The following is a 21,803-nucleotide window of genomic DNA, read 5'->3' on the forward strand; positions in this document are numbered from 1 at the left end:
CTGCACAGTTCTGCCCCCCTTCTCAGTGGCACCTCAGACTGTTCTCATCCGGGGGACGGACAGTCGTTGCCATGACGGACTACTACCGCGACCAGTCGCAGCCCCCGCCGCCCACCGACCCCTACTCCACGGCGTACGGCACGGGTGCGTGGCCGCCGCCTCCGCAGCAGGCCGCCGCCGGGTCCCGGGCGCGCGCCAGGCGGCCGGTGGCGCTCCTCGTCGCGGTGGCGATCGTGGCGGCGGCGGTCGGGGGCGGGGCGTCCGCGCTCGTGGACCGGTTCACCGGGGACGGCGGCGGCACGGACGGGACCGGGGTGGCCGGGACCAATGTGGCGCGCAGCAGCACGGGCACGGTCGCCGGGGTCGCCCAGGCCGTGTCTCCGAGCATCGTGGAGATCAGGGCGGAGACGGCTTCGGGGCAGTCGACCGGCTCGGGCGTGATCATCACCGGGGACGGCGAGATCGTCACGAACAACCACGTCCTGTCGGGCGCTGACGCGGTGAAGGTACGGCTCAGCGACGGGAGGACGTACACCGCCGATGTCGTCGGCACCGCCCCGGACAAGGACCTCGCGCTGGTCAAGCTCCGGGGCGCGAGCGGTCTGAAGGCGGCGGCTCTCGGTGACTCGGACCAGCTGAAGGTGGGCGAGGAGGTCGTCGCGATCGGCTCGCCGGAGGGGCTGACCGGCACGGTGACCAGCGGGATCGTCTCGGCGCTCGACCGGGATGTGACCGTCGCCAAGGAGCCCGGGCCGGGGCAGGGGCGGCAGCCGGACGGGGAGTGGCCCTTCGAGTTCGGCGGGCAGCAGTTCAACGGGGACACGGGTGACTCGAAGACCACGTACAAGGCCATCCAGACGGACGCCTCCCTCAATCCCGGGAACTCGGGCGGCGCGCTCATCAACATGAGCGGGCAGATCGTGGGGATCAACTCCGCGATGTACTCGCCGAGCGCCTCCAACGGCTCCACCGCGGGCAGTGTCGGTCTCGGGTTCGCCATCCCGGTCGACACGGTGAAGGGCGTTCTCGATGACCTCCGCTCCGGCGGTTAGAACCTCCCCTCCGGATCCCGCCGGGCCCGTGTGCCCGGACCCCGGGCCCGGCCCCGGTCACGACCCCGGCCCGTACAGCGCGTGGGACGCTGAAGGCATGACTGATTCGCGTGAGGGCGACCGCATCCTCGTCGTCGACGACGAGCCCGCCGTCCGAGAGGCGCTCCAGCGCAGTCTGGCGTTCGAGGGGTACGGCACCGAGGTCGCCGTCGACGGGCTCGACGCGCTGGAGAAGACGGACGTGTACCGCCCCGACCTGATCGTGCTCGACATCCAGATGCCGCGTATGGACGGGCTGACCGCCGCCCGCCGGCTGCGGGGTTCCGGCTCGACCGTGCCGATCCTGATGCTGACCGCGCGCGACACCGTCGGCGACCGGGTCACCGGACTGGACGCGGGCGCCGACGACTACCTGGTCAAGCCGTTCGAACTGGACGAGCTGTTCGCCCGGATCCGCGCGCTGCTGCGGCGCAGTTCGTACGCCATGGGCGGCGGCGCGGACGGCGACGGTGACCAGGACGTCCTGGGGTTCGCGGATCTGAGGATGAATCTGGCGACGCGTGAGGTCCACCGCGGCGGCAGGCCCGTCGAGCTGACCCGTACCGAGTTCACGCTCCTCGAACTGCTGCTCGCGCACCCCCGGCAGGTGCTGACCCGGGAGCAGATCCTCAAGTCCGTGTGGGGCTTCGACTTCGAGCCCAGCTCCAATTCACTGGATGTGTATGTGATGTATCTGCGGCGGAAGACCGAGGCCGGCGGTGAACCCCGGCTGGTGCACACGGTCCGCGGGGTGGGGTACGTGCTGCGTACCGGCGGCGGTGAGGCGTGACGGGACTGGTCCACCGGTTCCGCAGCCTGCCGCTTCGATCCCGGCTCGCGCTGCTGGTGGCCGTCGCCGTCGCCGCGGCCGTCGCCGCCGTGTCGGTCGCCGCCTGGCTGCTGACCAGGACGCAGCTCAACGACGAGCTGAACACCTCGCTGAAGAACACCCGCGCGCCGGAACAGGTCGTACGGAACGCGCTGGTGGACTGCATCGACAACCCGGTGCCCCGGGAGGGGTCCGCGACGTTCGCGTACACCCAGGTCGTGCTGCACGACGGCTCCCGCTGCGTCTCCCAGTACGACCTGCCGGTGCGGGTCAAGGCGGTGGACGTCGGGGTCGCGAACGGCTCGCTGGAGTACGCCCTCCACGACAGTGTCACGAGCACCGGGCAGCCCGTACGGGTGCACACCACCTACACGACCGTCGGCGGGAACCGGGTGGCCGTCTCCGTGTCCCGGCCGCTGGACGAGATCAGCACCTCGCTGAACCGGCTCGCCCTGCTGCTGGCCGGACTCGCGGGCGTCGGGGTGCTGGGCGCCGGGGCTGCGGGACTGTGGGTGGCGCGGGCCGGGCTGAAGCCGGTGGACCGGCTCACCGAAGCGGTGGAGCATGTGGCGCGGACGGAGGATCTGGCCGTACGCATTCCCGCCGACGGCGACGACGAGATCGCCCGGCTGTCGCGCTCGTTCAACTCGATGACCGCGGCGCTGGCGTCCTCACGGGACCGGCAGGCCCGGCTGATCGCGGACGCGGGGCATGAGCTGCGTACGCCGCTGACGTCCCTGCGGACGAACATCGAACTCCTCGCGCGCAGTGAACGGACGGGACGGGCGATACCGCCCGCCGACCGTCTGGCGCTGATGGCGTCGGTGAAGGCGCAGATGGCGGAGCTGGCCGCGCTGATCGGCGACCTTCAGGAGCTGTCCCGGCCGGACGCGGCCCAGAGCGGGCCGCTGACCGTGGTGCCGCTGCACGAGATCGCGGAGACTGCGGTGAAACGGGTGCGGCTGCGGGGGCCGGAGCTCGTGTTCGCGGCGGATCTCGACCCCTGGTACGTACGGGCGGAGCCGGCCGGGGTGGAACGGGCGCTGGTCAATGTCATGGACAACGCGGTGAAGTTCTCGCCGGCGGGCGGGACGGTGGACGTCCGGCTCAAGGACGGCGAGCTGACCGTACGGGATCACGGGCCCGGCATTCCGGCCGATGAGCTGCCGCACGTCTTCGAGCGGTTCTGGCGCTCACCGTCGGCGCGGGCGCTGCCGGGGTCCGGGCTGGGGCTGTCGATCGTGGCGCGTACGGTGCAGCAGGCGGGCGGCGAGATCCGGCTGGAGCCCGCGGAGGGCGGGGGGACGGTGGCGGTCATCCGCCTGCCGGGGGCGGGGGAGCCGCCGCCGGAGCGGGTGTGAGAGGGCGCGGGTCCTCGACGGCCGGGAGCGGACACCGGCGTTCCGGCCGCGGGGAGGGAGCGTTAGCGCCCCCTCCCCTCTTCTGCGGATTTCGGCGGATCTCGGCTCTTCGGCGGATTTCGGCGGGTGCGGGCTACTTGACGACGGTGATGCGGCCGAGGGCCGGCGGCGCGAGGGGGGACGACGCGCTGGAGTGGGCGCCCAGGTAGGCGATCAGGACATCGAGGTCGGACGTGCCGACGAGCTTGTTGCTGTGCTCCTTCAGGACCGAGAATCCGTCGCCGCCGCCCGCCAGGAACTCGTTGAGGGCGACCCGGTAGGTCTTCGCCGGGTCGATCGCCTCACCGCCCAGCCTGATGGAGCCCGTCACGATCCGGTCCGCGCCCGCCTTGGTCAGATCGAGGGTGTAGGTGAAGCCCCGCGACACCTGAAGGATCTTCGGGGACGCCTGGTTCGGGCCGCTGACCTGCTGCCGGAGCGTGGTGATCAGCTGCGCTCCGGTGAGGTCGACGACGTTCATCATGTTGGTGAACGGCTGGACGGTGAACGCCTCGCCGTAGGTCACCACCCCGTCGCCCTCGCTCCCGGACGCCTTGTGGACCAGGGGCGCCCGGATGCCGCCCGGATTCATCAGCGCGAGCTGCGCACCGCCCTTGTCCGCGGGCGCGTGGGCTTCGAGCTGGGCGTCCGCGATCAGATTGCCCAGCGGGCGCTCCTCGGCGGCGGGGTTGTCGATGTCGGCCGAGACATGGCCGACGGGACGGTTGGCGACCGGCGCGGCCAGCGTGTTCCAGCGGTCGATCAGCCGGGTCATGTCGGCGGCCTTGGGCACGTCGCGGGTGACGACGTGGTTGGCCGCGGCGACGGAGGTACGGACGATGTCCCTGGTACGGCGGTCGTACGTCAGCGTCGTGTCCGTGTACAGCCGTCCGGCGGAGGCCGCCGAGGTGACCGTGCGCGGCTTGCCCGCCGGGTCCGCGACGGTGCACGCGTACGCCTGGTGGGTGTGGCCGGTGACCAGGGCGTCGACCTGCGGGCTGACCTTCTTGGCGATGTCGACGATCGGGCCGGAGATGCCGTCGCCGGGACCCGGGCTGTCGCAGTCGTAGTTGTACGAGGAGGAGGCCGGTGCCCCGCCCTCGTGCAGCAGCGCGACGATGGACTTGACGCCCTTGCGCTCCAGGATCCTGGTGTACTTGTTGATCGCCTCGATCTCGTCGCCGAACTTCAGGCCCTTGATGCCCGCGGCGTTGACGATGTCCGGTGTGCCCTCCAGGGTCACGCCGATGAAGCCGATCCGGACGCCGTTGCGCTCCCAGATGACGTACGGGTCGAGCAGCGGCCGTCCGTTCTTCTCGTGCGTCACATTGGCGGTGAGATAGGGGAAGTCGGCGCCCTTGAACTTCTTGCCCTGCTCGAAGCAGCCCTCGGTGGGGTGACAGCCGCCGTTCTGGATACGGGCCAGCTCCACGGCGCCCTCGTCGAACTCGTGGTTGCCCACGGAGGTGACGTCGAGTTTCAGCCGGTTCAGCGCCTCGATGGTGGGCTCGTCGTGGAAGAGGCCGGAGAGCATCGGGGTGGCGCCGATCAGATCACCGGCGGCGGCGGTGATGGAGTAGCGGTTGCCCTCGCGCGCCTCGCGCAGATGGGTGGCGAGGTACTCGACACCGCCCGCGTCGACGGTCCGGGTCGTGCCGTCGGGGTTGGTGTGGGTGACCCGGCCGCCCGAGCCGGACGGCGGCTGGAGATTGCCGTGCAGGTCGTTGAAGGACAGCAACTGCACGTCGACGGTGCGGCCGTGGCTGTGGCCCCGGTCCCGGTGCTCCCGGCTCTCCTGGGCGCCCGCCGGCACCGCGGCGACCAGCGCGCCGACGGTGGTCAGTCCGGCGACCGCGGCGAGGATACGGCGGCGACTCTTGTGGGGCCTGGGGGGTCTCGTCCTGTGCGGGCTGGCTGACATCTTTCCCCTTGATGGCTCGTTGACGGCTCGTTGACGGCTCGGCGGGTGATGGAGCGCTGCGAGCGGCAGCCTAGGGTCAACGCGCGTAGCGCAACAGGGGGAAGGGGTGACGACCTGGTTACCTTCACCCGCTTCTTCCGGCCATCGGAAGGAGCGGAACCAACGGGACCGCACCTGTGTGCGGGGTGCGGGCCGGGGGGGGGGGGGGGGGGGGGGGGCGGGCGGGGGGGGGGGGGCCCCCCCCCCCCCCCCGCCCCGGGTGCCGAGCCGGTACAGGCCCCGCATCCCTTGGGCGAGTGAGCCGAAGGGCCGCGCGGGGTACCGGCAGGCGAGCCGGGGCCAAGCGGGAAGCCGAGCACGCGGAGACCCTCGCCCCTTGGGCGAGTGAGCCGAAGGGCCGCGCGGGTGTCGAAAGGGAGAGCGCGCGGAGATCCTGAGGAACGAAGGATCGAGCACGGTCGACCGTCGACACACGCTGAAGCGGCCCGGAGGCGAACCGAGCCACAAAAAATGGGAGGAGCCACAAAAAAATCAGCTCCCTCCGGGCCGTTCGATGGCCATCTTCGGGAGGACCTTCGCGAGCGGCCCCGGCAGCCACCAGGCCCGCCGGCCGAACAGCTCCATCGCCGCCGGGACGACGAGGCAGCGGATCACCACCGCGTCCAGCAGGATCGCCGCCGCGAGGCCCAGGCCGAACTGCTGGAGCATGCGGCCCGGGCTCAGGACGAAGGCCGCGAACACCACGATCATGATGGCCGCGGCGGCCGTGATCACCTTGCCGGTGGCGGCCAGCCCCTCGCGTACCGCGCCCGAGTGGTCCCGGGTGCGCTCCCACTCCTCGTGGATACGGGAGATCAGGAAGACCTCGTAGTCCATGGAGAGCCCGAACACGATCGCGAAGATCATCACGGGGATGAACGCCTCGATGGGTCCGGGCTCCACACCGAACCAGCCGTGCTGGAAGACGAGCGTGATCGTGCCCAGCGCGGCGGCCACGGACAGCAGATTGAGCAGCGCGGCCTTCAGGGGGATCAGCAGCGAACGGAACACCGCCATCAGCAGCAGCGTCGACAGCCCCACCACGATCGCCACGAACAGCGGCATCCGGGACGACACCGCGTCGGCGAAGTCCTGGGTCGCGGCGGTCGCTCCGCCGACCAGGTACTCCGCGCCCGTCTCCCGCCCCAGCGGCGGCAGGACCTCGTCGCGCAGGGTGTGGACCAGATCGGCCGTGCCCTCGTCCTGCGGCGCGGTCGTGGGGAAGACGATGACCGTGGAGACCGCGCCGTCCTCCGTGGGCAGCGGCGGAGTGGTGGCGGCGACCCCGTCCGTACGGTCCAGGGCGGACCGCAGCCGCTGGGCGGCGGCCTCGTCGCCCCGGCTGACGACGACGAGCGGCCCGTTGAAGCCGGGCCCGAAGCCCTCGGCGAGCAGGTCGTACGCCTGGCGGCTGGTGGTGTCGGCACCGTCGTTGCCCGCGTCGGCGAAGCCGAGGCGCAGCCCGAGCGCGGGCGCGGACAGCGCGAGCAGCGCGATGACGGAGGCCAGCAGCGCGGGCAGCGGGTTGCGCTGCACGGCGGTGGCCAGCGCACGCCAGCGGTTGCCCTCCCGCCTGCCCTTCGCCTTCGCCCTGGCCGCGCGCCGGAGCACCTGGCGCTGGATGCGCGCGCCGAACACCGCCAGCAGTGCGGGCAGCAGCGTCAGGGACGCGGCCATGGTGACCAGCACCGTCAGCGCCACGGCCAGCGCGACGCCCTGGAGCGACCCGAGGCCGAGAGCCACCAGCCCCAGCAGCGCGATGATCACGGTGCAGCCGGCGAAGAAGACGGTCCGCCCGGCGGCGTCCAGGGCGGTACGGACGGCCGCGTCCCGGTCGGCGAGCGCTGCGGCTCCGCCGGTACGGGCCGATCCGGGGTTCCGTTCGGCGGCCCGGATCAGTTCGTGGCGGTACCGGTAGAAGATGAGGAGCGCGTAGTCCACGCCGACGCCCAGCCCGACGAGCATCATGATCGGCGGGGTGAAGTCCGCGACGGTGAACACCCGGGAGGCCAGCGCGATCAGCCCGATCGCGCTGCCCACCGCGAACAGCGCGGTCACCAGCGGCACGGCCGCCGCCAGCAGCGAGCCGAACAGCAGCACCAGGATGACGAGAGCGGCGAGGATTCCGGCGCCTTCGGCCCCGCCGCCCGACTCCTCCTGGGCCCCTCTGACGGCGTCCCCGCCGAGCTGGACCTCCAGCCCGTCCGCCGCCGCGGCCCGCGCGGTGTCGATGATCGCGGTGACCTCCGCCTTCGGCACCTCCTCGGCCTTGCCGTCGAGGGTGACGGTGGCGTAGCCGATGGTGCCGTCCTTCGAGAGGGCGGAGGTGTCCTCGTACGGGCTGCGGACGTCCGCGACCCCGGGGAGGCCGCGTACGGTCGCGAGCATCTTCTCGACGCCGTCGCGCCGGGCGTTCAGCCCGCCGCCGTCCTTGAAGACGATCTGCACACTGTCACCCGCCTGCGCGGAACCGTGTTCGCGCAGCAGATCGGTGGCGGTCTGGGAGTCCGTGCCGGGCAGCGAGAAGTCGTTCTGGTACCTGCTGCCCACGGCCTGGGAGGCGGCGGTGATCGCCGCGACGACCAGGAGCCACAGGAGCAGCGCGCCCCAGCGGCGCCGCTGCGCCCAGGAGGCGAGCCGCGCGAACACCCCCGCGCGGTGGGTGGCGGGCGCCGTCCTGCCGTTCGCCGGGGTCATGACCGCCGCCCCCGCCCCGCGAGCCGTACGGCGACGACCGTGCCGACGACGGCGCAGACCACCGGTGCGCCGATGAGGAACGGGGCCGGCAGCACGGAGCCGTCCTCGTCCGGCGTCCAGCCCAGCACGGAGCCGAGGAACACGGCCACCAGTTCGGCCACGAGGAATCCGGCGGCTCCCCCGGCCAGTGTTCCGACAACCGCTGCGCCCGCCTTGCCCGGCGGAAAGTGTGCGTGTGTGCTCATGCCCCTCAGGCTCGGGTCACGGTACGCGCGCGGGCGTCGGCCGGGAGCGGACAGTGGGCATACGACGGCGGTAGCGGATGACCGTGGCACGCGTACACCCGCGGTTGCGGTCGGCGGCTGTGGCGCCACCGTGAGGAACCCCGCACCACAGGGCCCCGGGGTCCCCGGCACCGCGAGCGCACGCGGACCGGCGAGCGCCGCCCGTACCTGCGAACCCGCCCCGCACCACCGGCCGTCGGCACTCCCGGCACGCGCCCCGCCCCCGAGGTCAGCCCCGCGGCCCCTGATCCGGCCCCGGGATCAGCCCCGCGGCCCCGCGCCCCCGGGGTCAGCCGCCCAGCCACCCCGGGCGGACCATGCCCGACTCATAGGCCAGGATGACCAGTTGCGCGCGGTCGCGGATGTCGAGCTTGGTCATGATGCGGCTGACGTGGGTCTTCGCGGTCGAGGGGCTCAGTACCAGCCGCTCGGCGATCTCGTCGTTCGTGAGGCCCGCCGCGACCAGGTGCATCACCTCGCGCTCCCGCCCGGTGAGCGCGTTCAGCCGGGGACTCGGGGAGGGCGCTTTGACGCGTCCGGCGAACTCGGAGATCAGCCGGCGGGTGATCCCGGGGCTGATCAGGGCGTCGCCGCGCGCGGCCACCCGTACCGCGTGGACGAGTTCCTCGGGCTCGGTGTCCTTGACGAGGAAGCCGCTCGCCCCGGCGCGCAGCGCGCCGTACACGTAGTCGTCCAGGTCGAAGGTGGTGAGGATGACGACCTTGACGGCGTCGAGCCGCGGGTCCGCGCCGATACGGCGGGCCGCCTCCAGCCCGTCGACACCGGGCATCCGGATGTCGAGGAGGACGACGTCGGGGCGCAGTTCACGGCACGCGGCGACGGCCTCGGCGCCGTCGCCCGCCTCGCCGACGACCTCGAAGTCGTCCTCGTCCTCCAGGATCGACCGGAATCCGGCGCGTACGAGACGCTGGTCGTCGGCCAGCAGAACTCTGATCATGGCAGTGGTGACACTCCGTTCCTGTGGGACGCGTACGGCAGCCGGGCCCGTACCCCGAAGCCCTCCCGCAGGGGCCCCGCGGTCAACTCCCCGCCGAGGGCGCGGGCGCGCTCCCGCATTCCGGTGATACCGCTGCCGACGGCGCCGGTGCCGTGGAGCGCGGCGCCCTGGCCGTTGTCGGTGACCTCGACGGTCAGCTCCCGGGGTCCGTAGCCGACCTGGATGGTCGCGGCCGTGGCGCGGGCGTGGCGGGTCACATTCGTCAGGGACTCCTGGAGGATGCGGTACGCGGCCAGATCGACCTCGGTCGGCAGGGGGCGGCGCTCCCCGCCGACCCGCGTCCGCACATCGAGTCCGGCGAGCCGCGCCGACTCGACCAGTTCGCCGACCCGGTCGAGTCCCGGCGCGGGCGCGGTCGGCGCCGCCTCGCCGGACTCCCGCAGCACGCCCAGGGTCGCCCGGAGATCCCGCAGGGCCTCCCGGCTGGAGTCCTTGATCGCGGCGAGGGCCTCCTCGGCCTGCGCGGCCCCGGCGGCGCGATCCTTGCGCAGACGGCGCAGCGCGGCGGCGGACTGGACGTTCACGAGGGAGATGTGGTGCCCGATGACGTCGTGCAGTTCGCGCGCGATCCGCAGCCGCTCCTCGCTCACCGCGCGCTGCTCCACCTCGCGGGCGTGGACGAGGCGGCTGTGCCGCAGCCGGCCGAGCGCGACGACGCCCACGATCCAGCCGGTCAGCATGAACAGGGCGACGCTGTTGACGTCCTCGTTCCCGGAGAGCGTGCCGATCCCGGTGGCGATGAGCGTCAGGGACGCCAGGGCGACGGCCGCCTGGAGCCGCCCCTCGGCGGCGACGGCGTACAGCGCCACGACCACACAGACCAGCAACGGCCCGTCATAGGTGCTGGTGAGGTAGTACGCGGCCCCGCCGGCGATCGTGAACGCGGCGACGGCCACCGGGTGGCGCCTGCGGAAGTACAGCGACCCGCAGACGAGGACGAGGAGGGTCCAGCCGAGGACCGTGGCCGGCCACGGCTCCTCCCGTTCCCCGATCAGCGACCGGAGGCTGCCGACCGACACCAGCGCCAGGACACCCGTGGCGACGGCCGCGTCCGCCGCGCGCCCGTGCGGCAGCCCGAGCCCCAGACGGGACAGCGCTCCAGCAAACATGTGGTCAGCCTAGGGCGGGGGACGGGTGGGCGCCTCCGTCCGTACGGCGGAAACGGATCTGCCCGTTCGACAACCACGGGGGTACGCGAGGCCCGTGGACCCGCAACCACTGGGGTAGGCACGGTGTCAGCCGGGGCCCGATGCCGCACGCGCTCCCGGCCCCGACGCTGGGCACCATGAACGCACCGCGGACCGATCTCTCCCTCACACAGCGGCTGCGCGCCCTCAACCGGCCCCTGGTGGCCGTGCTGACGGCCGTCGCGCTCGTCCGCCCGCTGATGTCGACCGCCGGGCTCAGCGACGCGCTGGGCAAACCGGCGACCCCGCTGATCCTCACGGCGGTCATCTCGCTGACCTGGATTCTCACGGTCGGGCTGCGCCGTGACCGCGATCCGCTGCTGACACTGGTGGTCACGGGCCTCGCCTACGCCCTGGCGGTGACGGTCCTGAGCGCCGTCCTGTCCCCCATCCTGCTCGGCCGGCTGGAGGGCCCGCTGGCACGGCCGTACGCGCTCGTCCCGCTGTGTCTGGTCAACGCCCTGTGGGGCGCCGCCTGCGGGGCGCTGGCGATGGGTGTACGCCGGATGCGCGGCACGCCCTCCTGAGACGGAGGCCGGAAGTCGGCCCTCCGCGCGGGCACGTCCCGGGCGCGACGGCGCGGAGGTCCCGTACGCGCCCGCGGGTGTGTGTTCGGTGAGGTGGCGCGAGCCGGGGCGGCCGGCACCCGGGGCAGGCGACCGGGCGGGCGACTCCGGGGGCGAGCCGGGCGACCCCCGGGGCGGGCCGCCGCACCGGCCGCGCCTTTCGTGTCGTCCGCCGTCCGCTCTCCGGGCCCGCCCGGTGCCTCCGTGCCGGGGGCCGCCCGTCCCCGGCCCGGAATCCGCCGCGCCGGGTCCGTTGGGCGGGGTGGGTTGCGCCGGGTCCGCTACGCCGCCGGGACGGGGTCGCCGTGGGCTTCGAGGATGGTGACCTGGAGGGTGAGCATCAACTCGTCCACCAGCCAGGCGATCTCGTCGGACCGGTCCATGTTCTGCCAGTTGGCCGTGACGACGATCAGGCTCCGCAGTCCGGGCGGGGCCACGGCGTACCGGACGGTCCCGCTGTCCTGGTGCCAGAGCCCCAGCATCTGTTTGGTCCGCACCTTGGACCGCACGCGTACCGCGGGACCCGAGGGGAGGTCCGGATAGGTGACCTCGTTCTCCCCGGTGGTCTCGACGCCCGCCCAGTTCAGCAGGAGGGTGTGGACCTCCGCCCGGCGCGGCCGCGTCGGGCCCTCCTCCCGGTACGAATCGATCACGAAGTCGGCCAGTGCCTCGCCGTTCTCGGCGTAGCACACGGCCGCCATGATCGGCCCGCCGTCATTGAGCCGGACGGCACGCTCGACCAGATCCGCGAAGAACGCCCCTTTGTCGATCGTCATGGCCCGCGCGCCGCGCAGTCCCACGATCTGCCCGGCCAGCGCCTCCGCTTCGGCCGTCGTCCCCGTACGCAGCGTCATGTCGACCCAACCGGGCCCGAGTTCGATGCTGCACTCGAACTCCTCATCGGCTAGAGGGGATTCCTCGTCCTGTGCGGTCATCTCTCGTTCCTACCAGAGAGCGCCGTGCCCAGGATGATTATCCGGACCATCTCGGTGGTCAAGAGGAGAAGGATCTCGTCCGGTTCCGTTCGAACGGCCGCGGTGGTACGTGACATGGCTCACGGGACGTCGTCCCGCCGGGTCAGGACGAGGAAGGTGACGGGGCGTACGGCCCATTCGAAGTGGACGCCGTCGACGGCGGTGTACGCGAACGCGACCGGCTGCCCCCGGTGGAGGGAGGCGAGCGCCCTGATGTCCCCCGGGCGCGGGTCGCCCGTCCCGTCGTCCTGGTCGTCGAGCGCGTCGAGCATCGCGCGGCGCTGGCGCGGCCGCATCCGGGAGGCGGTGGCGTGCACGGACTCCCGGATCATGCGGATGGCCTCCCGCGGGGAGGCGGGGGCCCGCAACTCCTGGGGCTGCGGGGTGCGTTCGTGATCACCGTCCCCGTCGCCGTCGGGACAGGGGGCGCAGAGCAGTGACTCGAACCAGAGGCCGGACCGGATGAGCGGGGCGGGAGCCGGCCGGGCCGGTCGCGCTGTCCCCCGCGGGGATGTCGAGAGGGGCGGCATGTGCATGTCTCGCCTCCTGAAGCATCGGCATGAGGTGCCCCTCCCGCGCGCTGACCGGCGACGCGGGCGGAGGAACCGGCGAATCCCCTCGCAGGCGCGGAGCAGGGGAGCCACACCGCGGCCGGGCATGCTCCTGCCGGATCAGGCCCGCAGCGGCGACGCACAGCGACCGTAGCGCTACAGCATGCAGTGGCGCAACAGTGGGACGGCACACTGTTGCACCGGCATATGCCGGGCGCCCCTCACCCGGGGGAGAGGGGCGCCCGGACGTGCGCGCGCATCAGACCAGGTGGTCGAACTCCCCTGCTTTGACACCGAGGATGAACGCACGGAGCTTGTCGACGGAGGTGGTGATGATCCGGTCGGGATCGTCGCTCTCACGCATTTTGATCAGGCCGTCCACGCTGGCCAGCTCCACACAGTCCGGGTTGTTGTCCGGCCCCGAGAACGAGGACTTCTGCCAAACTATTCGGTCGGTCATGCGCCTTGACTCACATTTCCCTTGCGATGCGTCGGATGGTTTTACGTGACTCGTCCGGGGTGAGCGTGATCTCTCTGACCGAGTCGAGCAAGGATCGATACCACACCAACTGCGCCTCCGCGTCCAGAAATCCACCGTCGAATGCGCTGTCTATCTGGACGGTGTCGAGCGGGGGGATGGAGGCTCCCGCGTACAGCATCGACTGCACCGAGCCCGTGATCTGCGCGCCGAAGGGGATGACCCGTACGGTCACGCTCGGCCACATCGACACCTCGTGGAGGAATTCGAGCTGGTCGCGCATGGTGTCGGTGGCGCAGTACCGCATGCGCAGGGCGGCCTCGTGGACCAGGGCCTCGAACTCCGGGGGCCGCGGCCGGTCGAAGATGCCCCGCCGGGCCATACGGTGCTCCACACGCGGATTCAGCTCCGCGGCCGGCAGGTCCAGAACACCGCCGAGAATCAGCTCCCGGGCGTATTCCTTCGTCTGGAAGAGGCCGGGAATGTGCAGCATATGGATTCGACGCATGTATGTCGCATGATGTTCGAGTTCCGCGAGATCCAGGAAGCCGGGCGGAAGGACACCCCGGTACTCCTCCCACCAGCCCTTGGTGCGCTCCTCGGCCATCGCCGCCAAGGCGTCGACGAGATGCCTGTCCGTCGCGGAATAGTGGGACGCGAGACGGCGGACCCGTTCGGCGCTGACGCCGTAGCGGCCCGACTCGATATGACTCATCTGCGCCCGCTCGCCGCCCAGGAAGGCCGCCGCGGTGCTGCCCGTCATGCCCGCCCGCTCGCGCAGCTTCCGCAGCTCGGCTCCCAACCGCTTCTGCCGGGCGGTCGGATAGCTCCTCGGCGGCATGACGCCCTCCCCTTCCCGTGGATACGAGTGTGCGCCCCACTCTGCCACGGGTCCACCCGTCGGGATGCGACAGCCGTACCACTGTTGCACCGCCCCCGGGCCGGGCCCGCCACGGCACCCGTCCGGCACCCGGCGGCGGTCGGCACAGGCCCTTCTGAGTGCCCGTCAGGGAGTGGGGACGGCGCCGAATCATCGCTCGGGCAGTGATCGCGGTGACACATATCGGCCGGGCAACAGGGTGTTACTGTCACGCCGTGGAAGCCGACGGAGCCGTGCTCCTGACCTGGCGGAATCTCGCTCTCGCCGATGAGACGGTCCGCCGGGCGCTCGACAGCCGCCTCTCCGAGGAGGCCGCGTGCTCCCTCCTGGAGCACGACCTCCTCGCCGGGGTGTCGGCCGCGCCCGAACGCGGTCTGCGGATGCGGGAGCTGGCCGGCCGGCTCGGTGTGACACCCGGGGGCCTGACCCGGATCGTCGACCGGCTCGTCTCGCGCGGGTGGATCGAGCGGAACCGGCCGTCGAGCAATCGGCGCGAGGTGTACGCCGCCCTCACCCACGACGGACGGCAGGCGATGACCCGCGCGCGGGCCACCCACCTCCGCGTCCTCGACGAAACCCTCGGCCGCCACCTCGACCGGACCGAACTGGCGCAGCTGAGCCGCATCTCCGCCAAGCTCCTCACGGGCCTCACCACCCCCGGCCCGCCCCCCGGCTAGACCCGCCCCGGGGCCCGGGCGCCGGGGTTCAGGCGCCGGGGCTCAGCCCGGCACCGTCACCGCTTGCGGCCGTACGTCCGCACCAGCACCCCGTTCCCGAACGCCCGCACCGACTCCAGCGTGAACTCCCTGGGCGTGAAGCCGGCGCCGAACATCGGCATCCCGGAGCCGTACACCTCCGGATACGTCTTGATGACCAGCTCGTCGATCTCGTCGAGCAGCTCGCCCGCGATCCGCGACCCCCCGCAGAGCCAGATGCCGAGCCCGCCGCCCTCCGCCTTCAGCTCGCGGACCCTGCCGACGAGATCGCCGGAGATCAGCTCCACATGGGGGTCGGGCGACTTCTCGATCGTCCGGGAGGCGACGATCTCGCGCATCTGTCCGTACGGAGAGGTCGTACCGACGTCCAGCGCCAGCTGATAGCTGGCCCGCCCCTGGATCACCGTGTCGAAGTGCTTGTTCTCCATGTCCTGGAGGCCGAGGACCGTCCGGCCCTCGGAGGAGATCGTCTCCGGGTACTCCGCCGTGAGGAAGGCCAGGAACTCCTCGTCGACGAACCTGAACATGGACGAGGCGTCACCGCCCGGGTCCCCGATGAAGCCGTCGATCGAGCAGGCGATGAAGTAGGTGAGCTTGCGCAAGGTGTTCCCCGTTCCTTCCGAGACCGCAACCACTTCGAATATAGTGCTTCACATGTAGTGGTTAAGGCAAGCGCCATGACCGACACCACATGCCAGGAGGCAGCCGCACATGGTCAGCAACCCCGGGCGAAGGACCGCCCTCGTCGACGCCGCCATCGAGGTGCTCGCCCGCGAGGGCGCGCGCGGGCTCACCTTCCGCGCGGTCGACAAACAGGCCGGCGTCCCCGTCGGCACGGCGTCCAACTACTTCACGAGCAGAGACGATCTGTTCACCCAGGCGGGCAGCCGGATCCATGTGCGGATGACCCCCGACCCGTTCCAGGTCGACGAGACCATGCGCGCGGCGCCCGACCGCGAGCTGGTCAAGGAGCTGATGCGCTGGCTGGTGCGCCGGATGACCGATGAGCGCACCGGCTATCTCGCCCTGCTGGAACTGCGGCTGGAGGCCACCCGCCGCCCCGCCCTCCAGATCGAGCTGAACCGCGCCGTCCGCGCCGCCTTCGACGAGGGCGTCCGCTTCCATCTGGACTTCGGCCTGCCGGGCGACGAGGACACCGTGCTCGTCCTCTACCTCGCCATGACCGGGGTGCTGCTGGAGCACTTCACCCTGCCCGGGATGCTCTCCGACCGGGAGCTGGACGCGATCGTGGACACCGTCGTCAGCCGGGTCGTCCCGCCGCGCTGACCCGGGCACCCCGGTCGGCCGGGCCGCCGCCGTAGGCTCGTGGCATGACGACTGACGCAGTGATTCCGGAGCCCGGCCGGCAGATCGAGAGCCTCGACGCACTGACACCCGAGCGGGCCGAGGACGTGCTGGCCATGCTCGCCGAGGCCGCCGCCGCGGACGGAACCCAGGCCGTCTCCGAGCAGGGCAGGCTGCAGCTCCGGGGCGGAAAGCGGGAGGGCGTACGGCACCTCCTGCTCACCGTCGGCGGTGAACTGGTCGGATACGCGCAGCTGGAGGACACCGATCCGGTGGAGGCCCCGGCCGCCGAGCTGGTCGTCCACCCCTCCCACCGGGGCCGCGGACACGGCCGGGCCCTCGGGAACGCGCTGCTCGCCGCCTCCGGCAAGCGGCTGCGGATGTGGGCGCACGGCGGCAAGTCCGCCGCCCGGCATCTGGCCCAGGTACTCGGTCTGACCCTCTTCCGCGAACTGCGGCAGATGCGGCGGCCCCTGAGCCCGCCGGACATCGACGAGCCGGTGTACCCGGCCGGGGTGAGCGTACGCACCTTCGTCCCCGGCCAGGACGACGCCGCCTGGCTCGCGGTGAACGCCGCCGCCTTCGCGCACCACCCCGAACAGGGCTCCCTCACCCAGCGGGACCTCGACGACCGGATGAGCGAGCCCTGGTTCGACCCCAAGGGGTTCTTCCTCGCCGAACGGGAGGGGAAGATCGTCGGCTTCCACTGGACGAAGGTCCACGCCACCGAGCAGCTCGGCGAGGTGTACGTCGTCGGCATCCGGCCCGACGCGCAGGGAGGCGGCCTCGGCAAGGCGCTCACCGCGACCGGGCTGCGCCATCTCGCCGCGCAGGGGCTGCCGACCGCGATGCTCTACGTCGACGCGGACAACACGGCGGCCGTGACCGTGTACGAACGGCTGGGCTTCTCCACGTACGAGGTCGACCTGATGTACCGCACCGAGACCTGATGTACCGGACCTGGCATACGGACCTGGTGTCCCGCACCACGGGCTGACGCACCGCACCACGGGCGGGTCCCCACCGGGTCCGCCCCGGAGCGCCCGGGTCGCCCGTGCCGGGGCACTCCCGGGGCGCCCGGGCGACGGCCGGCCACCCCGGCCCACCGCCCGGGGCGCCCGGCCGCCGCACCCCGCCCGGTCGGCGCGGCCCTGCCCGCGCGACTCGACCCCGCGCGGGCAGGGCCGTCCGTACCACCGGTCCGTACAGTCCCCGACACCGACTCCACACGGAGAGCAACAGGGAACTCACCTCCGGTGACCACCGCGGCCGATGTCCGGAATCCGCCCACGCGCGGCCCCGGAGGCCCCCACCGGCCCGGATGCCCCCGACTCTCCGGCGAGGGCCCGCCTCCGGTTCCCGTATGTCATGTCGTCGTTACCGGGCATTCAGACTGTCTTGCGACCCTCGCCCCATGCAGCCAGCTGTGCCCGACTCCGTCCCCCCGCCACGGACAGGCTCCCCCAACGGGAAAATCCACCTCCTCCCGGCACTCTCCGACGCGCCTGTCACCCCTTCCACGCGGAAGAATGGGTTTATGAGTCAGCAGCCTGCCGAGGCATCGGTTCAGCACCCCCAGCCGTCCGTCGGTTCGATCGCCGCGCACCGGCCGCACACCGTCGCCGCCACGGTGTCGGATCTGGAGCCGGATCTCGACGCGGATCTCGACGGGTACGAGGAAGACCACAACGGCTCCGGCACGGAGCTTCCCCCCGGGCGGTTCCTGGACAGGGAGCGCAGCTGGCTCGCGTTCAACGAGCGGGTGCTCGAACTGGCCGAGGATCCCGCCACCCCGCTACTCGAACGGGCTAACTTCCTCGCGATCTTCGCGTCCAACCTGGACGAGTTCTTCATGGTCCGGGTCGCGGGACTCAAGCGCCGCATCGCCACCGGGGTCGCCACCCGGTCCGCGTCCGGCCTGCAGCCGCGCGAGGTCCTGGATCTGATCTGGACGCGCTCGCGCGAGCTCATGGCCCGGCACGCCGCCTGTTTCCAGCAGGACGTGTCCCCCGCGCTCGCCGAGGAGGGCATCCACCTCATCCGCTGGCCGGACCTCACGGAGAAGGAGCAGGCGCGCCTGTTCACCCTGTTCCGGCAGCAGATCTTCCCGGTGCTGACCCCGCTGGCGGTGGACCCGGCGCACCCCTTCCCGTACATCTCCGGGCTGTCGCTCAACCTCGCGGTCGTGGTGCGCAACCCGGTCAGCGGCCATCGCCACTTCGCCCGGGTCAAGGTGCCGCCGCTGCTGTCCCGCTTCCTCGAAGCCTCCCCGCAGCGCTACGTACCTCTTGAGGACGTCATAGCGGCTCATCTGGAGGAGCTGTTCCCCGGCATGGAGGTGCTGGCGCACCACATGTTCCGGGTCACGAGGAACGAGGACCTGGAGGTCGAGGAGGACGACGCCGAGAATCTGCTCCAGGCGCTGGAGAAGGAGCTGATGCGGCGGCGCTTCGGGCCTCCCGTACGCCTGGAGGTCGAGGAGTCGATCGATCCGTACGTCCTCGATCTGCTCGTGCGCGAGCTGAAGATCTCCGACGCCGAGGTCTATCCGCTGCCCGGCCCGCTCGATCTGACCGGTCTCTTCGGCATAGCGGCACTGGACCGGCCGGAGCTGAAGTACCAGAAGTTCATCGCGGGTACGCACCGGGACCTCGCCGAGTTCGAGACGGCGTCCGCGCCCGACATCTTCATGGCGCTGCGCGAGCGTGACGTCCTGCTGCACCACCCGTACGACAGCTTCTCCACCTCCGTGCAGGCGTTCCTGGAGCAGGCCGCGGGCGACCCGGACGTCCTCGCGATCAAGCAGACGCTGTACCGCACGTCCGGCGACTCGCCGATAGTCGACGCGCTGATCGACGCGGCCGAGTCCGGCAAGCAGGTGCTCGTCCTCGTCGAGATCAAGGCCCGGTTCGACGAGCAGGCCAACATCAAGTGGGCGCGCAAGCTGGAGGAGGCGGGCTGCCATGTCGTCTACGGGCTCGTCGGCCTGAAGACGCACTGCAAGCTGTCCCTGGTGGTACGCCAGGAGGGCGAGATCCTGCGCCGTTACTCCCACGTCGGCACCGGCAACTACCACCCCAAGACGGCGCGGCTCTACGAGGACCTGGGGCTGCTGACCGCCGACCCCCAGGTCGGCGCGGACCTGTCCGACCTGTTCAACCGGCTGTCCGGCTACTCGCGGCGCGAGACCTACCGCCGGCTCCTCGTCGCGCCCAAGTCGCTGCGCGACGGTCTGGTCTCGCGGATAAACAAGGAGGCCGCGCACCACCGTGCCGGGCGGCCCGCGTATGTCCGTATCAAGGCCAACTCGATGGTCGACGAAGCGATCATCGACGCCTGTTACCGGGCGGCGATGGCCGGTGTGCCGGTGGACATCTGGGTACGGGGGATCTGCGCGATCCGGCCCGGCGTGCCCGGTCTCTCGGAGAACATCCGGGTGCGCTCGGTCCTCGGGCGCTTCCTGGAGCACTCGCGGATCTTCGCCTTCGGCAACGGCGGTGAGCCCGAGGTGTGGTTCGGCAGCGCCGATATGATGCACCGCAATCTGGACCGCCGTATCGAGGCGCTGGTGCGGGTCACCGACCCCGCCCACCGCGCGGCGCTCACCCGGCTCCTGGAGACGGGTATGTCCGACACCACCTCGTCCTGGCATCTGGGCCCGGACGGTGCCTGGACCCGGCACTCGACGGACGCGGACGGGCAGCCGCTGCGAAATGTCCAGGAGATGCTCATTGACGCCCGGAGGCGCAGGCGTGCACAGCCCTGATCTGTCGTCCCGTGTCCCGCGGCAGGGGCATGACGCCCCGGTGGGCTCCGGGGTTCCCGAACCGCCGGCCGGGGTCGTGGCCGCGGTGGCTCCGGCCGGGGTTCCGGTGGAGGCGGCGATTCCGGCCGGGGTTCCGGCAGAGGCACCGGCGGCGCCGGCCGGGGTGCCGGCCGCGACCGGTGGCCGGGCCGGTGCTCCCGTACGGGATTCCGCGGCGGGACCCGCGGGCGACACGCTCGCCGCGTATCTGCACGCGCGGGCGGGCGACTTCCTGCGCAGTCTGCGCCTGCACGGCGAGAGCGGGGCGGACACGGCCGCCGTGGCGGAGGCCGCCCGCTGTCTGCGGATGGCGTCCCGGCGCATCAGCGGCACCCTGCACACCTTCCGCCCGCTGCTCGACCCCGTGTGGGCGGACGGACTCCGGGCGGAGCTGGCCTGGCTCTCCGCCACGCTGGCCCGGGAACACGCCTGCACCTCACAGCTGAACCGGCTGCTGGACGCCCTGTCACGGCTGTCGGGGGTGTCACCGGCGCCCGCACCGCGCGGCGGACGGCAGGGGTCCGGACCGGCCGGGGGCCCTGGCGCGGGCACGGCCCCGGCGGCCGGCACCGTCACGGTCGGCGCCGCACGGGCCGGAGCACTGCTAGAGCGGCAGCTGACCCTGGCACGGACCCGGGCGCACTCCGCCGCGCTCCAGGCGCTCGGCTCCTCCCGCTTCCACGCGGTCGCGGACGCCGTCGCCGTGCTCGCCTCGGAACTGCCGCTCGGGCCGGTCGCGGCCTCACCGGCCGCCGAGGTGCTGTTCCCGTCGGCCGAAACGGCGGAACGGCGGCTGCTGGAGGCGGTGACCGCACTGCCGCTGAGCCGGGCGGGCCATCCGTACAACGCGGACGCGCTCGTCCACGGTCTGGCCGCCGCCCCGGCGGAGGAGTCCCAGGACGCGCCCTGGCACCAGGTCCGCCGGCTGCTGCGGCTGCACCGGTACGCCCTGGAGGTCCTGGAGGCCCTGCGCCCGGACGCCTCGGCCCCCGTCCTCACCCGGGCGGGCCGCCTGCTGGACCGCCACCGTGACGCCGCCGAGGCCGCGGAGGCCGCCGCGGCGGCGGCGCGCACCCCGCGCATCGCCCCGGCGACGGCGTACGCCCTCGGTGTCCTGCACGCCGATCAGCGCCATGAGGTCGAGGCGGCCCGGTTCGCGTTCCAGGAGATCTGGCCGGGCTCCATCGCGGTGAAGGCGAGGGCCTGATGGACGACACCACGATCCGGGCGGCGGGCTGCGTCCTGTGGCGCCGCTCCCCGTACGGGGCCGAGAGCCCGGAGATCTGTCTCGTACACCGGCCGAGGTACGACGACTGGTCCCACCCCAAGGGGAAACTGAAGCACGGTGAGGACGCGCGCGCCGGGGCCGTGCGCGAGGTGCTGGAGGAGACGGGCATGGCCTGCGACCTCGGCCCCTCCCTCCCCACGGCCCACTACCTGGTCGAGGGCCGCCCCAAGGAGGTCCGCTACTGGGCCGCGGAGGCGACCGGCGGGGTCTTCGCGCCGAACCGTGAGGTGGACCGGCTGCTCTGGCTCCCCCCGGCGGCGGCCCGCGAGCGGCTGACCCAGCCCCGGGACCGCGATCTGGTCGGGGACTTCCTCGACGCGCTGCACCGGGCGGGCGGGGAGCGGTGACTCGCTCCCGCGGGTGACCCTCTCCCGCCCGTGTGACCCGCCCTCACGGGTGACGGGCGCCGGGGGGTCATGTGCGGGGCGGGTGACGTGCGTGGGGCGGGTGGCCGGGCCCTTCGGCTCCTGACGCCCCGTCGGCCCGCCGTGGATCCCGTACCGGACCCCCGGGACGGAGAGCGGGTAGGGCACCCCACACCGGGACCCGGCCGTGAGACCGGGCTGCCGGGACCACGGCGGCGAGACCTGTACGGACCGGTGGGCCCGTACCCGACCACGGGACCCCGCACCGGACCCGTGGGCCCGTACCCAGCCCCAGGACCCCGCACCTGACCGTGGGCCCGTACCCGGGACCCGGGACGGGCGGCCCGGCCGTGCTGCACGCTCCCGGGCGACGGACCGCACTGCCGTACGAGAACGGTCGCTCCGTCAC

20 protein-coding genes are annotated in these 21,803 nt (G+C 72.2%); 10 read left to right on the forward strand and 10 right to left on the reverse strand.

The features are described 5' to 3' along the window. Positions 1-71 precede the first annotated feature (71 nt). From ACFYT4_RS29275 to ACFYT4_RS29285, 3 genes are all read left to right on the forward strand, one after another. Positions 72-1,052: a S1C family serine protease gene (locus ACFYT4_RS29275; RefSeq protein WP_389275457.1), complete on the forward strand. Its 981-nt coding sequence runs from the start codon at positions 72-74 to the stop codon at positions 1,050-1,052. A gap of 97 nt (positions 1,053-1,149) precedes the next feature. Then, on the forward strand, positions 1,150-1,881 hold the full coding sequence (locus tag ACFYT4_RS29280) for a response regulator transcription factor (RefSeq protein ID WP_389275460.1): 732 nt from the start codon (positions 1,150-1,152) through the stop codon (positions 1,879-1,881). Beyond that, on the forward strand, positions 1,878-3,281 hold the full coding sequence (locus ACFYT4_RS29285) for a sensor histidine kinase (protein WP_389275463.1): 1,404 nt from the start codon (positions 1,878-1,880) through the stop codon (positions 3,279-3,281). Before ACFYT4_RS29280 ends, ACFYT4_RS29285 begins: the two co-directional genes overlap by 4 nt. Positions 3,282-3,414: 133 nt before the next feature. On the opposite strand, the gene ACFYT4_RS29290 is transcribed toward ACFYT4_RS29285, so the two are convergent. The 5 genes from ACFYT4_RS29290 to ACFYT4_RS29310 form a co-directional block, all read right to left on the reverse strand. After that, complete coding sequence (locus ACFYT4_RS29290; protein ID WP_389275466.1) at positions 3,415-5,241, reverse strand: bifunctional metallophosphatase/5'-nucleotidase; 1,827 nt, start codon at positions 5,239-5,241, stop codon at positions 3,415-3,417. A 531-nt stretch (positions 5,242-5,772) separates the two neighbouring features. Beyond that, positions 5,773-7,977: an MMPL family transporter gene (locus ACFYT4_RS29295; protein WP_389275468.1), complete on the reverse strand. Its 2,205-nt coding sequence runs from the start codon at positions 7,975-7,977 to the stop codon at positions 5,773-5,775. Further along, a complete protein-coding gene (locus ACFYT4_RS29300; protein ID WP_389275471.1) occupies positions 7,974-8,222 on the reverse strand; it encodes a hypothetical protein in 249 nt (82 codons plus the stop codon). The genes ACFYT4_RS29295 and ACFYT4_RS29300 overlap by 4 nt, the downstream gene beginning before the upstream one ends. A gap of 328 nt (positions 8,223-8,550) precedes the next feature. Next, positions 8,551-9,219 (reverse strand): response regulator, encoded by a 669-nt coding sequence (locus ACFYT4_RS29305; protein WP_389275474.1) that lies wholly within the window; start codon positions 9,217-9,219, stop codon positions 8,551-8,553. Beyond that, on the reverse strand, positions 9,216-10,388 hold the full coding sequence (locus tag ACFYT4_RS29310; RefSeq protein WP_389275477.1) for a sensor histidine kinase: 1,173 nt from the start codon (positions 10,386-10,388) through the stop codon (positions 9,216-9,218). Before ACFYT4_RS29310 ends, ACFYT4_RS29305 begins: the two co-directional genes overlap by 4 nt. A 176-nt stretch (positions 10,389-10,564) precedes the next feature. On the opposite strand from ACFYT4_RS29310, the gene ACFYT4_RS29315 reads away from it, so the two are divergent. Then, positions 10,565-10,993: a hypothetical protein gene (locus ACFYT4_RS29315; protein ID WP_389275479.1), complete on the forward strand. Its 429-nt coding sequence runs from the start codon at positions 10,565-10,567 to the stop codon at positions 10,991-10,993. Between the two features lie 320 nt (positions 10,994-11,313). Here the strand turns inward: ACFYT4_RS29315 and ACFYT4_RS29320 are convergent, their stop codons facing one another. From ACFYT4_RS29320 to ACFYT4_RS29335, 4 genes are all read right to left on the reverse strand, one after another. Beyond that, positions 11,314-11,967: a hypothetical protein gene (locus ACFYT4_RS29320; RefSeq protein WP_389275482.1), complete on the reverse strand. Its 654-nt coding sequence runs from the start codon at positions 11,965-11,967 to the stop codon at positions 11,314-11,316. A 119-nt stretch (positions 11,968-12,086) separates the two neighbouring features. Beyond that, entirely contained in the window at positions 12,087-12,542 is a 456-nt protein-coding gene (locus ACFYT4_RS29325; protein ID WP_389275484.1) for a hypothetical protein, read from the reverse strand. 274 nt (positions 12,543-12,816) lie between these two features. Continuing rightward, positions 12,817-13,017: a DUF397 domain-containing protein gene (locus ACFYT4_RS29330; protein ID WP_389275487.1), complete on the reverse strand. Its 201-nt coding sequence runs from the start codon at positions 13,015-13,017 to the stop codon at positions 12,817-12,819. A gap of 10 nt (positions 13,018-13,027) precedes the next feature. Continuing rightward, positions 13,028-13,876, reverse strand: coding sequence for a helix-turn-helix domain-containing protein (locus tag ACFYT4_RS29335; protein ID WP_389275490.1), 849 nt, complete (start codon positions 13,874-13,876; stop codon positions 13,028-13,030). Positions 13,877-14,130: 254 nt separating this feature from the next. Between ACFYT4_RS29335 and ACFYT4_RS29340 the strand changes: the two genes are divergently transcribed. After that, positions 14,131-14,592 carry a MarR family winged helix-turn-helix transcriptional regulator gene (locus tag ACFYT4_RS29340; RefSeq protein ID WP_389275493.1) on the forward strand — a complete coding sequence of 154 codons (462 nt, stop codon included), beginning with the start codon at positions 14,131-14,133 and terminating at the stop codon, positions 14,590-14,592. 56 nt (positions 14,593-14,648) lie between these two features. On the opposite strand, the gene ACFYT4_RS29345 is transcribed toward ACFYT4_RS29340, so the two are convergent. Next, the gene (locus ACFYT4_RS29345) at positions 14,649-15,233 is read right to left on the reverse strand and encodes a dihydrofolate reductase family protein (RefSeq protein ID WP_389275496.1); all 585 of its coding nucleotides are present in this window, start codon (positions 15,231-15,233) and stop codon (positions 14,649-14,651) included. A 109-nt stretch (positions 15,234-15,342) separates the two neighbouring features. Between ACFYT4_RS29345 and ACFYT4_RS29350 the strand changes: the two genes are divergently transcribed. The 5 genes from ACFYT4_RS29350 to ACFYT4_RS29370 all read left to right on the forward strand — a co-directional run bounded on the left by ACFYT4_RS29350 (position 15,343) and on the right by ACFYT4_RS29370 (position 21,376). Further along, complete coding sequence (locus ACFYT4_RS29350) at positions 15,343-15,918, forward strand: TetR/AcrR family transcriptional regulator (protein ID WP_389275499.1); 576 nt, start codon at positions 15,343-15,345, stop codon at positions 15,916-15,918. 44 nt (positions 15,919-15,962) lie between these two features. After that, positions 15,963-16,886: a mycothiol synthase gene (gene mshD, locus ACFYT4_RS29355; protein WP_389275502.1), complete on the forward strand. Its 924-nt coding sequence runs from the start codon at positions 15,963-15,965 to the stop codon at positions 16,884-16,886. 587 nt (positions 16,887-17,473) lie between these two features. After that, the gene (locus ACFYT4_RS29360; protein ID WP_389275506.1) at positions 17,474-19,702 is read left to right on the forward strand and encodes an RNA degradosome polyphosphate kinase; all 2,229 of its coding nucleotides are present in this window, start codon (positions 17,474-17,476) and stop codon (positions 19,700-19,702) included. After that, entirely contained in the window at positions 19,689-20,948 is a 1,260-nt protein-coding gene (locus ACFYT4_RS29365) for a CHAD domain-containing protein (protein ID WP_389275509.1), read from the forward strand. Before ACFYT4_RS29360 ends, ACFYT4_RS29365 begins: the two co-directional genes overlap by 14 nt. Then, positions 20,948-21,376 (forward strand): NUDIX hydrolase, encoded by a 429-nt coding sequence (locus tag ACFYT4_RS29370; RefSeq protein WP_389275512.1) that lies wholly within the window; start codon positions 20,948-20,950, stop codon positions 21,374-21,376. Before ACFYT4_RS29365 ends, ACFYT4_RS29370 begins: the two co-directional genes overlap by 1 nt. The last annotated feature ends 427 nt before the right edge of the window (positions 21,377-21,803 follow it).

Source organism: Streptomyces sp. NPDC004609, assembly GCF_042873655.1.
Lineage (GTDB): Bacteria > Actinomycetota > Actinomycetes > Streptomycetales > Streptomycetaceae > Streptomyces.